The organism is Staphylococcus cornubiensis (assembly GCF_900183575.1).
Classification (GTDB): Bacteria; Bacillota; Bacilli; order Staphylococcales; family Staphylococcaceae; genus Staphylococcus; species Staphylococcus cornubiensis.
The window spans coordinates 256842-271342 of the sequence record NZ_FXUZ01000001.1 but is presented as its reverse complement, the minus strand read 5'-3'; the positions used below and the strand labels follow the sequence as shown (position 1 = coordinate 271342).

Annotated in this window: 17 protein-coding genes; 1 reads left to right on the top strand and 16 read right to left on the bottom strand. The window is 36.4% G+C overall.

Translation table 11 applies throughout. From position 1 onward, the window contains the following. Positions 1 to 209: 209 nt before the first annotated feature. On the top strand, positions 210 to 458 hold the full coding sequence (gene rpsT, locus CCE82_RS01420) for a 30S ribosomal protein S20 (protein ID WP_014613771.1): 249 nt from the start codon (positions 210 to 212) through the stop codon (positions 456 to 458). A 153-nt stretch (positions 459 to 611) separates the two neighbouring features. Here rpsT and holA read toward each other — a convergent pair whose 3' ends face one another. The 16 genes from holA to CCE82_RS01340 all read right to left on the bottom strand — a co-directional run bounded on the left by holA (position 612) and on the right by CCE82_RS01340 (position 14495). After that, entirely contained in the window at positions 612 to 1586 is a 975-nt protein-coding gene (holA, locus tag CCE82_RS01415) for a DNA polymerase III subunit delta (RefSeq protein ID WP_086427653.1), read from the bottom strand. A gap of 68 nt (positions 1587 to 1654) precedes the next feature. After that, positions 1655 to 3772, bottom strand: coding sequence for a DNA internalization-related competence protein ComEC/Rec2 (locus tag CCE82_RS01410; RefSeq protein ID WP_240507140.1), 2118 nt, complete (start codon positions 3770 to 3772; stop codon positions 1655 to 1657). Between the two features lie 119 nt (positions 3773 to 3891). Next, the gene (locus tag CCE82_RS01405; protein WP_086427651.1) at positions 3892 to 4353 is read right to left on the bottom strand and encodes a ComE operon protein 2; all 462 of its coding nucleotides are present in this window, start codon (positions 4351 to 4353) and stop codon (positions 3892 to 3894) included. An 80-nt stretch (positions 4354 to 4433) separates the two neighbouring features. Continuing rightward, the gene (locus tag CCE82_RS01400) at positions 4434 to 5096 is read right to left on the bottom strand and encodes a helix-hairpin-helix domain-containing protein (protein WP_086427650.1); all 663 of its coding nucleotides are present in this window, start codon (positions 5094 to 5096) and stop codon (positions 4434 to 4436) included. Between the two features lie 52 nt (positions 5097 to 5148). Then, positions 5149 to 5871, bottom strand: a complete 723-nt coding sequence (locus CCE82_RS01395) for a class I SAM-dependent DNA methyltransferase (RefSeq protein WP_086427649.1) — start codon at positions 5869 to 5871, stop codon at positions 5149 to 5151. Next, the gene (gene rsfS, locus CCE82_RS01390) at positions 5871 to 6227 is read right to left on the bottom strand and encodes a ribosome silencing factor (protein ID WP_086427648.1); all 357 of its coding nucleotides are present in this window, start codon (positions 6225 to 6227) and stop codon (positions 5871 to 5873) included. The genes CCE82_RS01395 and rsfS overlap by 1 nt, the downstream gene beginning before the upstream one ends. Then, the gene (yqeK, locus tag CCE82_RS01385; protein ID WP_086427647.1) at positions 6228 to 6812 is read right to left on the bottom strand and encodes a bis(5'-nucleosyl)-tetraphosphatase (symmetrical) YqeK; all 585 of its coding nucleotides are present in this window, start codon (positions 6810 to 6812) and stop codon (positions 6228 to 6230) included. After that, complete coding sequence (gene nadD / locus CCE82_RS01380) at positions 6790 to 7371, bottom strand: nicotinate (nicotinamide) nucleotide adenylyltransferase (RefSeq protein ID WP_086427646.1); 582 nt, start codon at positions 7369 to 7371, stop codon at positions 6790 to 6792. The genes yqeK and nadD overlap by 23 nt, the downstream gene beginning before the upstream one ends. A 1-nt stretch (position 7372) precedes the next feature. Beyond that, positions 7373 to 7666 (bottom strand): ribosome assembly RNA-binding protein YhbY, encoded by a 294-nt coding sequence (gene yhbY / locus CCE82_RS01375; RefSeq protein ID WP_086427645.1) that lies wholly within the window; start codon positions 7664 to 7666, stop codon positions 7373 to 7375. Positions 7667 to 7676: 10 nt separating this feature from the next. Further along, a complete protein-coding gene (gene aroE, locus CCE82_RS01370) occupies positions 7677 to 8489 on the bottom strand; it encodes a shikimate dehydrogenase (RefSeq protein ID WP_086427644.1) in 813 nt (270 codons plus the stop codon). 15 nt (positions 8490 to 8504) lie between these two features. After that, positions 8505 to 9605 (bottom strand): ribosome biogenesis GTPase YqeH, encoded by a 1101-nt coding sequence (yqeH, locus tag CCE82_RS01365; RefSeq protein ID WP_086427643.1) that lies wholly within the window; start codon positions 9603 to 9605, stop codon positions 8505 to 8507. Then, entirely contained in the window at positions 9606 to 10133 is a 528-nt protein-coding gene (locus tag CCE82_RS01360; protein WP_086427642.1) for a YqeG family HAD IIIA-type phosphatase, read from the bottom strand. Between the two features lie 72 nt (positions 10134 to 10205). Then, entirely contained in the window at positions 10206 to 10892 is a 687-nt protein-coding gene (locus CCE82_RS01355; RefSeq protein WP_086427641.1) for a 5'-methylthioadenosine/adenosylhomocysteine nucleosidase, read from the bottom strand. Between the two features lie 242 nt (positions 10893 to 11134). Further along, positions 11135 to 12373 carry an NRAMP family divalent metal transporter gene (locus CCE82_RS01350; RefSeq protein ID WP_086427640.1) on the bottom strand — a complete coding sequence of 413 codons (1239 nt, stop codon included), beginning with the start codon at positions 12371 to 12373 and terminating at the stop codon, positions 11135 to 11137. Between the two features lie 3 nt (positions 12374 to 12376). Then, the gene (pxpA, locus tag CCE82_RS01345; RefSeq protein ID WP_086427639.1) at positions 12377 to 13135 is read right to left on the bottom strand and encodes a 5-oxoprolinase subunit PxpA; all 759 of its coding nucleotides are present in this window, start codon (positions 13133 to 13135) and stop codon (positions 12377 to 12379) included. Further along, a complete protein-coding gene (locus tag CCE82_RS01340) occupies positions 13125 to 14495 on the bottom strand; it encodes an acetyl-CoA carboxylase biotin carboxylase subunit (protein WP_086427638.1) in 1371 nt (456 codons plus the stop codon). The genes pxpA and CCE82_RS01340 overlap by 11 nt, the downstream gene beginning before the upstream one ends. Positions 14496 to 14501 lie beyond the last annotated feature (6 nt).

Here is a 14501-nt window from a genome sequence, read left to right as displayed (position 1 = left end):
AGATTCAAAAACAGGTATAATTTTGTTGAGGTCATTTGTCAGTTTTTATCATTCATATTTGAAATCATCCCGTAATGACCGTTCATGACGTCGAAAAAAATGATTCGACCGTTCAATTAATTATTGCACATTGTATAGAGTTTTGATAGAATGAATCTTGTTGTAATCAAATTATTTTGATACGAAGACGATTATAGGAGGTGTCTTTCATGCCAAATATCAAATCTGCAATTAAACGTGTGAGAACAACTCATACAGCAGAAAGCAAAAACATTTCTCAAAAAAATGACATGCGTTCTGCAGTGAAAAGCGCGAAAAAAGCAATTGAAACTAATGCTGATAATAAACAAGAATTAGTAAGCAAAGCAGTGAAACGTATTGATAAAGCTGCTCAGAAGAATTTAATTCATTCTAACAAAGCTGATAGAATGAAATCAAAATTAATGTCAGCAAAATAATGAAAAAGAGCTGTGCCGCATTTTAGGTACAGCTCTTTTTTAGGTTTTCACATGCTTTGTCTTTTGAGTGCTTCAACTGAAAAAGGATGTATGCATTCTACAAAGCAGTTTAGATTCAGCCCCTCTTATGGTCCTTCTTGTTTTACGCTTCACTTATAATTTCATAATAAACAATTCTAATATGAGCACTTTATCCATATAAGATGACTTCAGTTGGTAGTCCGTCTCGGCACATACATCAATAATCGTTAACAATGTTTCCAAATCATATTTGCGTGCTTGATTCAGTGCAAGTTTGACACGGTATGGATGGACACCTACCGTTTTAGCAATTTGTTGTCCAGAATACCCTTTTTGGTTAAGAATTTTACTTTGATAGTATAAGCGATAGTTACTCGTAATTAACGCTAAAAGTTTAATCGGTTCTTCTTTTAATTGTATTAAATCTTTTACGAGTGTAATAGCGCTATCTTTTTGACCTTTTTGAATGTAATCCGTTAATAGAAACACATTTTGTTCTAAACTCCTATTTACAATGGTTTGGACATCGTCTTTATTGATTGTAGGACGATCTCCTACAAATAATAACAATTTGTCTAGTTCTTGCTTAATCACGCGATAATGTATCCCGGTTAAATGAATAAGTGTTTCCAAGGCATCTTGTTTAATTTCTTTAAAAGACTGATTTAAATATTGATGAATCCACTTTTGCATCTCCTGCTCAGTCATTTGTTCGATTTTCTTAATGTTCGCTACTTTTTTGAGTGCTTTCACTACCTTTTTTCTTTCATCTAGTTTTGGCGCTTGAACTTGAAAGATAATCAAAGAAGTCCCATCATATTTTTCAATAAACTCAAATAATGTATCTGGGTTTGCCTGAGCCTCTTTAGGTGGCTTTTCACCAGTAAAAACATAGCTATTTTGCACAACGACAATCTTTTTATCAGAAAAGAATGGAAGTGTCATGGCCTCTTCGATAATTGCATTTAAGTTTGTTTCATATAAGTTGTATCTTACATAATTAAAGTCATCTTTAGGTTCATCTTCTAAGTACTTTTTAGTAAGTTGTTCCGTTTCACGATCAATTAACTCCGGGACTTCACCGTGAATCACATGAATATTTGACATGGTGTGACTTCCTCTCTATCTCAATGCTTTAAACGTATTATAACACGAATGATTAACCTACTTCATCATCAGTTCAACTGTTCAGTGGTCAAAGTATAGCCTACGTCATTAGGTGTATCAAACTGAATATGAATATGATGATTATCTGCAGTATTATACACTTTAGCATGAATGTCGTGTAATTTTTGAATCGTTGTAGGATGTGGTAAATGGTACATGTTTTGTTTCCCAGCAGAAATGAGTGCCAATTCTGGATGGAGTTGTGCGAGAAATGATTTAGAGGAACTCGTCTGACTGCCATGATGTCCCACTTTGAGAATTTGAATTTGTGGTAATACATATTGTTTTAACAAAATCTCTTCGTTTTTCGTCGTTGCGTCACCCATCAATAAAATATGTGTATCGTGTATCGTAGCTAAAGTTACAATCGAATGTTCATTAGGGTCATCACTCGTCGGAATATCCGTATTGAAAAAACTAAACTGAAAATCTCCCAACGTAATTTGGGAAATATTTTCATAGGATAATAGTTCCGCATGTTCGTTTGCAACAACATGTTGAATCATTTGAAACTTAGCAGCATCAAAGTGTGATGGATTAATGATGATTTTTTTAATTGCTACATATTGCGCGAGATGTTCAATTTCTCCCATATGATCTTGATGCGCATGTGTAATAATGAGATAGTCAATTTGATGTATCCCCATTTTCTTAAATAATGGATAAATACTTTTCTTTGTAATATTGATATTCGACTGCTTTTGTTGATGATTTTCATATGCACCGCCTGTATCGATTAACAGCGTTTCACCGTTTAAGCATTGAAATAATATTGCATCACCTTGACCGACATCTATCATTGTCATTTGATTGATATAACGAGGGTGAACCTGCCAGAGTATCATACAAAGACATAAAATTAATAGTATCGATAAGGTATATCGCTTTTGCGTTAACAAATAAAGCAGTGTAAATGTTGTAATTGTGCAACAAAGGAAGCCCAATTCTCCAAAATCCGGAATAGGAAGCGTAAATTTTTCTAATACGGCTAACATCTTCAAAAAGAGTGTCTGAATATCAAAAATGAAGTGCGTCACGAAAGTGAAAAGATTTAAAATAGAAGGAATCACTATCGCAATAATCGCGAGAGCAAATGAAAGTGGAATCACAATTGTGCTATAAAGTGGAATAAAAAAGAAATTCGAAATCAACCCTTGCCATTGGATTTCATTTAGTTGTGTATAATTTAATGGAATAGATGCAATGACGGCAATATAAGAGCCTAAAAAGAGTGATTTTATAAAATGTTGATGCTGTAATACATCTTTCATCAAAATTAATATTGCAGAAATCAAAAAAGAATATAAAAAGCCTAAATGATAATGGTAGTCACTATTTACAAAACTCATGCCAATATAAACGAGCAAGAGTGATTGGAGTGAAGTCAAATGAAAATACCGTGACAACAGCAGCATTACGAGCGTCATTGCTACCGCACGTCCGGCGCTTGGACTGGCCCCAACAAAAATTAAAAATATTGGTAAAAAGAAAATCAGTGCTACTTGGGTGTAATACATAGGTAAAGGGAGTCGCTTTCCAATAGCGTAAAACAGTAATATTAATATACTCGTATGTGTGCCACTCACTGCAAATAAATGTGAAATCCCTAATCTTTGGGCTAGTGCCTTCATATCACTATCAAGATAATTCGAGTTACCTGTTGCGATTGCTATGATTTCCCCTTTTCCGAAAAGATGTGAGTTTAACACGCGTATAGTCACCGTATTCCTTACAAACTCAATACGCTCTTTTAAAGTAGGGACCTTTATATCGCATTGGTTAAAGTCAATTCTTTTTGCAATAAAGAGCGGCCGCTGTTGCTTAAAAAGTGGTGATTGGAATGTCCCTATTACTTGACATTGATGATGAAGTAGAAAATGTGCATCTGGTATGGATTGTTGTTGAGAGATACGCCCTTTGATTAAAATAGGCGTCCCATTTACAGTCGCTTGAACTGATAATAGATGATCTTTAACAATAGGGAATGTTGTGAAATGTGCTTTGATCGTTTGAGGAGTAGCAGTGGTCGTCTCTGATATAGCGGTTGAGGGGAAATTCTCATTACGATGCTCAATCGTCTCAATGGTATAGCCTATGAGCACCATACCGACTGTTGAAATAAACACTAACTTTGACTTTTTCTTTAGCCATAGACTGCATGCTATCACACAATAAATGAAGCATGCAGTAAACAAATGATGATATGCAATGTGACCAATAACATATGTAAGAAGTAAATACGTCATTACGGTTTGAGTAAATATTCCGCAATATGTTGAGGATTAAAATTGATTTTTTCATAGTGAACCCCTGATTGCTCTAGCAACTGAACTGCATAGTCAGGGTTGTGGTAATCTTCAGCATAATAAATGGTTTTGATACCCGCTTGAATGATAGATTTCGTACAGTTTAAACAAGGGAAATGTGTCACATAAATCGTTGCATTTTCGGTAGAGACACCTTGTTTAGCACATTGAAGAATCGCATTCATTTCGGCATGTATCGTTCTAATACAATGTCCATCTTCCATTAAACAACCTTCATCAATACAATGGACTTCACCCGAAACAGAACCGTTATAACCACCGGCAATAATTCGATTGTCTTTTGTAATCGTTGCACCGACAGATAGACGTGTACAAGTGGATCTCAATGCTAATAAATGAGACTGTGCCATAAAATAATCATGCCATTGAATTCGTTTCATGCTTTTCTGTCACCTCGTATAGTTGTTTATTTTATTATAAATGATTCGCCTCGCTTCGACTAGTTACATCCTGTAATGCATTATACCGTTAAATACACTTTCAATTTTTCAAATGTTTTTTCACCTATCCCTTTAACGTCTTTCAAATTTTCAACACTCGAAAAAGGGCCGTTTTCTTCACGATATTTAATAATGGTTTGTGCTTTTGAAGGACCGATGCCGGGAATTTGAGTGAGTTCCTTCTCATCTGCAGTATTTAAATTGACAGAAATATTATTCGAAGCCGTTGTACTCGTTGTTGTATTATTTTGTTGCGATGTATGACTAGTGCTAGACTTTTCTGTTTCACTCTTAGTCGGGATGTAAATCATTTTTTGGTCTGTTAATTTCTCTGCTAAGTTAATACGACTCAAATCTGCAGTATTTAACGGTTCAGCTCTATCTAATAACTGTTTCATCCGATCATCTGATTTCATTTCATACGTACTCGGTTTCTTCACTGCGCCTTTAATATCGACAACTATCTTTTGAGGAGCTTGTTGATGATTCGCTTTAGTTTTGGATTTTTCTTGATGTGCTTCAATTGGACCAGATGGTTGAATCGCCAATGCGTCTTTTGACTGTTCTTCATGTGCAGTATTTAGTAATAACCAAACGGCTAATCCTATCATAAGCACTATTACAATTCCAACTTGTATTTTATACTGTTTGATTAAAGCTAAAAGTTGTTCCACTGAAAACATAAATAAAACCTCCTATCATACGGTTACACGCATGAAGAAGGTTTTTTACTTGTTATTTTTTTACAATAAAGAATAGACGATCACTTTCTGGGTCTTGTGTCGCTTTATCAAAATCATAAAAGGTTTCGATTTGAGTAAAGCCGACCTGTTTCAGCATGGCGATATACTGATCCTTTTCGAAAGTGCGTTGATATTGTGATTCATCTTGTCTGACGTAAGTTTGTGCTTCATTTAATATAAAGAATGTTAAATCATGCCAAACACTGTATGGTGCTTCAGCGGGTTCCGTTTGCCATACTAATGTTAAATCTTCACGGTCATCCAGATAAACTTGTCCGTTAAACTGATGTGTCATTTTATGTGTCGTGTGGACATCAAAAATAAAATATCCGTCTGTATTCAAATGCTGAAACACGCGTTCAAACGTAGCCATCACTGCCATTTCATCAGGTAAATAGTTCAGACTGTCACAAAGAATTGTGATTAAATCAAAGGCGGCATTCAGTTCAAAATCTGACATATCTCCTTCGATCCAATGAACCGCACTCGATTTTTGTTTGGCTAAAGCTAACATTTCAACACTTAAATCCATTCCAATGACTTCATCAGCAAACTGCGTAAAGTGTTGGGTCAACGTCCCTGTGCCACAACCAATGTCAAGTACACGTGAGGCTTTTGGTTGTTGAAGTGTATCTTGTATGATTTTGAGCCACAGATCATAAGGTTGATCATCTGTTAATCGGTCATAAAATGCACTTAAATTCTCATACTGCATTATGAATTAATAACCTCTTTGTAGCCTAGCATTTCAACATCTTGATATAATTTTTCGATATTGTAATAGTTGCGTTCATCTTTGTGAAAAACATGGACAACGACATCTACTAAATCAATCAATATCCATCGCGCTTCATTAAAGCCTTCCATGCGCTTCACTTCAATTTGTTGTGACTCAGCACTTTCTTTAACAGCACGAGCAATCGCTTGAACTTGTCTTTCATTATTCCCATGACATACGACAAAATAGTCAGTAAGATCAGAAACACCGCTCATGTTAAGTGAAATAATGTCTTCTGCTTTTTTTGCATCGGCTGCTTCAACTGCTAACATTAATAGTTCTTTTGCGTTCATTTAATCATCCTTTATTTTAGAGTCATTAAAATTGTAGTAATTCAGACAATCGATAGTGGATTGGTACACACTTACATCTTTTTTAACGAGATACAAAACAGTTCTTTTTGAAATTTCATAAATTGTTTTATCTAACCCACCGCCATTGTATACCATATTTCGAATTTCTTCCACTTTTGGCGTAGTTCGACCTGGCTCAATGTAATCGGCTATAAAGACTAATTTTTCTGTTTTCGTCATATGTTTACGCCCTGTCGTGTGGTTGTATATCGCTAATAATATTTCGTCATCTTGGATACCGTATTGGTGTTTCATTAATGCTGCACATACAGGACCATGTAAAATTTCTGAGCCATAGCTTAACAAATCATGGTCGAGATCGTATCGAGTGACTTGTTGGTATAAAAAGCTTAAGTCGTCATATTTACAAAAATCATGTAAAATACCTGCAAGTTCAGCTTTTTCTTTATCTCCCTCATACAATTCTGCCAATTTGACAGCCGTTTCAGCTACACGTAAAGAATGTTCAAATCTCTTCTTCGGTAGCTTTTGTTCAACGAGTTCAATCGCAAATGTTCGATCCATATAACCCCTCCTTCAATATATAGCGCTCGACATTTAACGGTACCCACATATGAATAGGTTGTTGTTGTGCGCATCTTTGACGAATTTCAGTTGAACTAACCTCGATATTCGGTATTTTGACCGGGAATATTGAAGTGTCATCTGACTGAATCATATAGCCACGATTTACAACTATAAAAGTGACAAAAGATTTCAGTGCGTCAATTTGATACCATCGATCAAGTTGTTCATATTGATCCGTTCCGATAACAAAATAAAGCTTTGCATCAGGTGATTCTTGATGAATTTTTTTCAAAGTATCATAAGTGTAACTTTGCCCTTTACGCTCAATTTCATCTAATCGAAGCGTCCCAAACCCTAAGTTTTCAATGACCAACTGCACCATCTTAATACGATGCTTAACATCTATAAGTTGATCATGTTTTTTTAATGGTGACATAAAACTTGGCATAAAATAAAAGTGATCCGGTTGAATGGCGGCGTTAACTTCACTCGCCACCATCTCATGTCCACTATGAATCGGATTGAATTGTCCACCATAAACAACAATTTTTTCCATTTTATGGCAACTCAATTTGCTTGTTTTCTCGAGATTCTTTGTAGAGGACAATCATAGAACCGATAAGTTGGACCAATTCACTTCCTGTTGCTTGACTCACCGTTTGAGCCAATTCACTTTTATCATCCATATTGTTTTGTAAAATGTGAATTTTAATGAGTTCACGATTTTCGAGTGTCTCTTTCAATTGTTCAACCATATTTTCGTTAATACCCGACTTACCGATTTGGAAAGTTGGATCGACATGGTGTGCCTTGCTTCTTAAAAATCTTTTTTGTTTACCTGTTAATGCCATAACGGCCTCCTTAAGTTGAAGTTTGTTTCAATTTATTTAATACTACATTTCGCATTGTAGTAATGTCACTTTCTAAGCCAGTCCAAATTTTAAAACTTTCCGCACCTTGATAAATAAACATATCCAACCCATTATATGTCGTGCACTGTTTTTGTGCAGCTTCTTTTAAAAATGTCGTTTGTAGTGGAATATAAATAATATCACATACAAGTACATCTTTTTTTAATTGTTCGAAAGACATGACACTATCTTCAGATTGATGCATGCCGACAGGTGTCGTGTTAATGATAATATCAAATTGGTGTGCGATAGATGCAACATCTGTAAGGGAATATGGTTGGATTTCAAGTTGCCAGTCATTAAAACGAGACATAGAGCGATTGGCTACTGATATCGTATTCTCAGTCACTTGAGATAGCGCGTACGCAATACCTTTACTTGCGCCCCCCGCTCCGAGAATGAGAATGTGTGCATGACTTAAATCACCATATTGCGCTTGCAATCCTTTAACAAATCCTGTCCCGTCAGTGTTATAACCGATCCACTTACCATTTTCAACTTTAACTGTATTCACAGCACCAATGGCTCGGGCTTCATCCGACATATCATCAAGATAGTCGATAATGCGTTCTTTATGTGGAATCGTCACATTAAAGCCATCCAATCCTTTTTCACCAATAATATCTCGAATATGTCGAAAATGTGTAGGTGGAATATTAAGTGCTTCATAGCCATAATCTAAGTTCAAACTTTTGAAATTCGCATGGTGCATGAGTGGTGATAATGAATGGTCAATGGGATGTCCAATCACTGCAAATTTCATATATGCTCACGCTCCTTACATGATTGAAGGTCTGAGTGTGACTTCTACATTTTGAGGTACAATCACATCGAGTTCTGCACCAGCTTCCACTGTGACAAAACCTAAACCAGAAATCATAATATCTTTTTTCTCATTTTGTGTTGATAAATGCACTGTTTTCAACTGTTCAAAATCAAATGGATCTTTCGGTGACGGCGGAGATAATAGTGTACCAATTTGTTTACGCCATAAGTCATCCGCTTTTTCTAATTTCGTACGATGGATATTCAACTCATTAGAAAAATAACATACAAGTGGGCGCTTACCACCCTTTAAGTAGTCGACACGCGCTAAACCACCAATAAACAAAGATTGTGCTTCGTTTAATTGATAAACACGTTGCTTAATTTCTTTTTTGGGCATAATCGTATTTAATGCCTTTGTCGAAACGTAATGCGTCATTTGATGTTCTTGAATAATTCCAGGTGTATCGTACATATAATGATCTTCATCAATTGGAATATCAATCATGTCTAGTGTTGTACCAGGAATACGTGAAGTAGTCACGACATTCTTTTCACCCACTGTTTGTTCAATGAGTTTGTTAATCAAAGTCGATTTACCTACATTGGTTGTACCAACGATATAGACATCTTGACCGGCGCGATGTTTTTCAATCGTCTGTAACAAATCATCAATCCCAATTCCTTTATAAGCAGAAATTAAGCAGACGTCTTCGGGATATAAACCATAGTCTTTAGCTAAACGTCTTAACCATTCGGTAACACGACGTTTGTTAATCTGTTTCGGAAGCAAATCAATTTTATTTGCAACTAAAATAATCTTTTTATTGCCTACAATTCGTTTTACTGCATGAATAAAAGACCCTTCAAAGTCAAAAACGTCTACCAAATTAACGACGATACCTGGTTTGTCTGATAAACCGTTCAATAACTTTAAGAAGTCTTCACTTTCCATACCGACATCTTGAACTTCATTGTAGTTTTTCAGTCGAAAACAACGACGGCAAATCACATCTTCTTTTTCTAAACTTGCCTTTGGAACGTAACCTGGTTTTTGGGGGTCTTCAGATTGTAGTGTTGCCCCACAACCTATACATTTTAAAGTTTCAGTCAATTACGATTCCTCCCATTTAATATAGCCTTTTCTTTTAAAATGCTTGAGTAAGCGTCGTTCAACTAAACGATTAAACTTTGTAATAAAACCATCTGAATTTTTCACAGGGACTACCATAATCGTATAAAGTCCGTGACGATTACCACCAAATACATCGGTGAGCATTTGGTCTCCAATGACAACAACTTCATCTTTTTGAATGCCCATTTGTTCTGTCGCACGACGTAATGCTTTTCCTCTAGGTTTTTGTGCTTTGAAAATATAATCCACTTTTAAATTTTGGCAAAAAGACTTCACACGTTGTTCATTATTATTAGAAACAACAGTAACTTTAAACCCTTGTTCGTCTAAACTTTTAAACCATGTTTCGACTTTAGGTGTCGGTTGTGCTTCATCCCAACCGACTAATGTATTATCCAAATCTGTGATAATCGCTTTAATATTCAATGCTTTCAGTTTGTCAAAGTCAATTTCATAAATCGAATTCACATATTGATTTGGTAAAAATAATTGCTTGATGATACCCATGTTCATCCTCCACTTTAAAAGACTTCATTCGTTACATTATAACACATTTATGCATACATTTTGTGTGATTTGTTAGAGTACTTTCACAAGTTCATTCACCATTTGACTTGAAGACTTAGCTGCGACTTTAAGAAATGCTTCAAATGTCATTCCCGCTTCACCATCAGCTAAATCAGAAATTGCACGTGTGACGATGAATGGGACATTAAACTGATGACATGTTTGTGCAATTGCAGTTGCTTCCATTTCAACAGCTAAGGCATTTGGAAAGTACTTTAAAATCAGTTGACGCTGTTCGTTAGTTCCGATAAAGCTATCACCTGATACGATTAAGCCTTCTCTACCATTTTGATTTATAGACTTTAAGACGTCATCTACCTTTTCAAATAATGACGCATCTGCTTCAAAATAAGTTGGCATCCCTGGAATTTGTCCCATATCATAACCAAACGCACGTGCATCAGCATCATGATACGCAACTTGTCTACTAATCACTACATCGCCGAGTGCTAATCCAGTTTGTAAGCCTCCCGCTGATCCAGTATTTATGATACATTGAGGTTGGAAACGATCTATTAGTAAACTTGTAGAAATGGCGACATTCACTTTTCCGATGCCGCTTTGTGTTAAAATAATTTCTTTGTCATTAAGTGTACCTTTATAAAAAATGGCGTGCGCAATTTTGATTTCTTCAACCGCATCCATTTGAGATTTTAATATTGCTACTTCTTCTTCCATTGCACCGATGATTCCAATCATTCAAATGCCTCCTTATAAAAAGATGTTTAATTTTGTATATACCGTAGTCATTTTATCATATTTACGCATATGAATTCAGTTTTATAAGAGAGATAATTCTAGCTGGATACGAAACTATCATAAAAATAATGTATATAAATGAGATATACATGAAGGTTTCACATTTCTATTAATCAAATCTATTTTTAAATCATATAAAAAAGGCCAAGACAACTGAATGTCCAAGCCCTAATACTAAATTTTTATTGACTCCATAACGCGGCTAATCCTTGTAATGAGAAAAAGCCTGTAAAAATCGTTACAATGACAGCTACAATACCAAATACGAGCATCCAAGTGGGGTGTTGATAATCACCAACAATACGTTTACTTTTTGAAGCGATGAGTACAGTTCCTAAAATAATCGGCAGAATTAAACCATTTAATGCGCCTGCAATAATCAATAGTTTCACAGGACGGCCAACAAATAAGAAAATAAGTGTAGAAACAACAATAAATGTAACGACCACATAATTATCATACGTCTTAATTTTGTTATGCAGTGTTTTAATAAAAGTCGTACTTGTATAAGCAGAACCAATGACTGATGACATCGCTGCCGCAAATAAAACGACACCGAAAATATTTTTCCCCATTGGACCTATAGCATGTTCAAATACAGAAGCTGGTGGATTTTCTGGATTTAAAGTGACACCTGTTACAACGACGCCAAGAACAGCTAAAAATAATAAACTTCTCATTATACCTGTTGTTAAAATCGCCGAAATGGCCGAGCGATTTACAAATGGCAAATAATCTTTCCCTTTAATACCAGCGTCAAGAATGCGGTGTGCGCCAGCAAAAGTAATATAGCCGCCTACAGTGCCACCGACTAATGTAATAATTGGAAGAACAAGCACTGAAGGATTTTCAGGTAACACCATATGCTTGGCTGCATCCAAATAAGGTGGATGTGATTGGATCATCACGTATGCGACGATCAAAATCATCAGTACACCAAGAATCATTGTCACGACATCCATCATTTTCTGACCATTTTTCGAAACAAATACGAGAATAGCAACCACTGCTGTAATAGCGGCACCTGTACGAATATCTAAGCCAAAAATGGCATTTAAACCAAGGCCAGCACCAGCAATATTCCCAATATTAAAGGCCAATCCACCGAGAGCAATAAGGATAGAAATAAACGTGCCAAGTCCTTTAACAACCTCATTGGCAATTTCTTGACCTCGATAACCCGTCACAACAAGAACACGCCAAATATTAATTTGTGCTCCAATATCAATAATAATAGACAGTAAAATAGCAAATGCAAAACTTGCTAAAAACTGTTCAGTAAACACAGCAGTTTGTGTTAAAAATGCAGGCCCAATAGCAGAAGTGGCCATTAAAAATACCGAGCCAAGCAATAATCTTCTGTGGGCCTTTGTAAAAACAAATTCACCTGGATTTTCAATTTGATTGGATTCTTTTTTCATCGATTAACCCCCTAACGTTACGATATCAACATTCACCTCGGATAACCGAGAACGTATTTCTTTAACAAATTCAAGCGCATGTGCACCATCACCATGTACACAAATTGTGTCAGCTTGAATATCAATCACTTCACCTGAAATCGATTTAACCGTGCCTTCTTTGACCATTTGTATGACTTGCGCAATGGCTTCCTCAGTATCTTCAATGGTTGCGCCTTCTTTTTTACGACTCACGAGTTGACCATCTCTTTCATATCGACGGTCGGCAAATACTTCAGAAGCAACTTTAAGCCCTTGTGCTTTGCCGACATCAACCAATATCGAATTGGATAATCCGACTAAATACAATTGTGGATCAATATCATAAACCGCAGACGCTACAGCTTTAGCAATCGCCTCGTCTCTCACGGCCATTTGATAAAGTGCACCATGTGGTTTCACATGATTGAGCTTCACGCCATGGAGATCGCAAAACATTTTTAAAGCACCGACTTGATAAACGACCATGTTATAAATTTCAGTTAGTGACATATACATATTGCGTCGCCCAAAACCTTGTAAATCAGGAAATCCTGGATGTGCTCCCACACTGACGCCACTTTCTTTCGCCCATTTGACAGTTTGAGCCATTACATTTTCATCACCAGCATGAAAACCACATGCGACATTGGCAGATGTAATTAATGGTAAAACTTCTCGGTCATTTCCAATTTGATAATTACCAAAACTTTCTCCTAAATCACAGTTCAAATCAATTTTCATCGTTATGATCCTCCTTGAATATAGAGTGACGCTCTAAAAATTTAATGTCTACATCTTTTGCATCGCCTTCATAATAGGGTGGATAAGACAATACCGCATATAAGAAATCGGCAGTCGTAGTGAAGCCATCAATGACTAATTCATCTAATGTCACCTTTAGTTTTTCAATCGCATGTGCACGATTTTCACCTTTAACAATCACTTTTGCAACGAGTGAATCGTAATAGGAAGACACTGTATATCCACTATATAACAACGAATCTACACGTACATTAAACCCTTGTGGTAAATGTAATCTTTGTACAGTGCCCGGCGTTGGACGAAATGCCTTTTGCGGATCTTCTGCATTGATTCTCGCCTCAATCACATGACCATAAAAATGAATATCGTCTTGTGTGAGTGACAGCGTGCCATCTTGCATAATACGTAACTGTTCGCGTACTAAGTCAACATCTGTACGCATTTCAGTCACGGTATGTTCAACTTGAATACGCGCATTCATTTCAATAAAGTAATAAGCGTCTTCTGTCACAAGAAATTCAATTGTACCTGCACTTCTATATTGCGCTGCTTTTGCGACTTTGACTGCATCGTCACAAATTTTTGCACGCTTTTCCTCACTTAACGCACTACAAGGTGACTCTTCAATCAGTTTTTGATTTTTGCGTTGGACTGAACAGTCACGTTCGCCCAAATGTATATAACGCGATTGTCCATCTCCAAGCACTTGTACTTCAACGTGTTTCGCTACTGGAATAAACGCTTCGACATATACACGATCGTCATTAAAGTATTTGTTGCCTTCACTTTTGGCCTCTTTAAAAGCACGTTCAAGTTGTGATTCTTCTTTGACGATACGAATCCCTTTTCCGCCACCACCACTCGCCGCCTTAATCACGAGAGGATAACCTATTTCTTCAGCGAGCGATTTAATTTCATCGACGGATGCCACTGATGATTTGGATCCCGGTATGATAGGCACATCTGCGTCATCAACGGTTTGGCGCGCAGTAATTTTGTCTCCCATTCGTTGCATCGTTTCTTTGGTTGGTCCGATAAAGTAAAGCCCTTCATTTTCAACTTTTTCAGCGAACACGGGACTTTCAGATAAAAAACCGTAACCTGGATGTATCGCATTTGCATTTGTAATTTCAGCAGCGGCTAATATTTTACGTATATTTAAATAACTATCTAAAGGGTTCGCTTGCCCAATACACACCGCATAATCTGCTAACTTTACATGTAGACTGTTCTCATCACCTACAGCATAAATCGCCACGGACTCCATTTTCATCTCTCTCAAAGCACGTATAATACGAACAGCAATTTCGCCCCTATTAGCAACTAACACTCGAAACATATAATC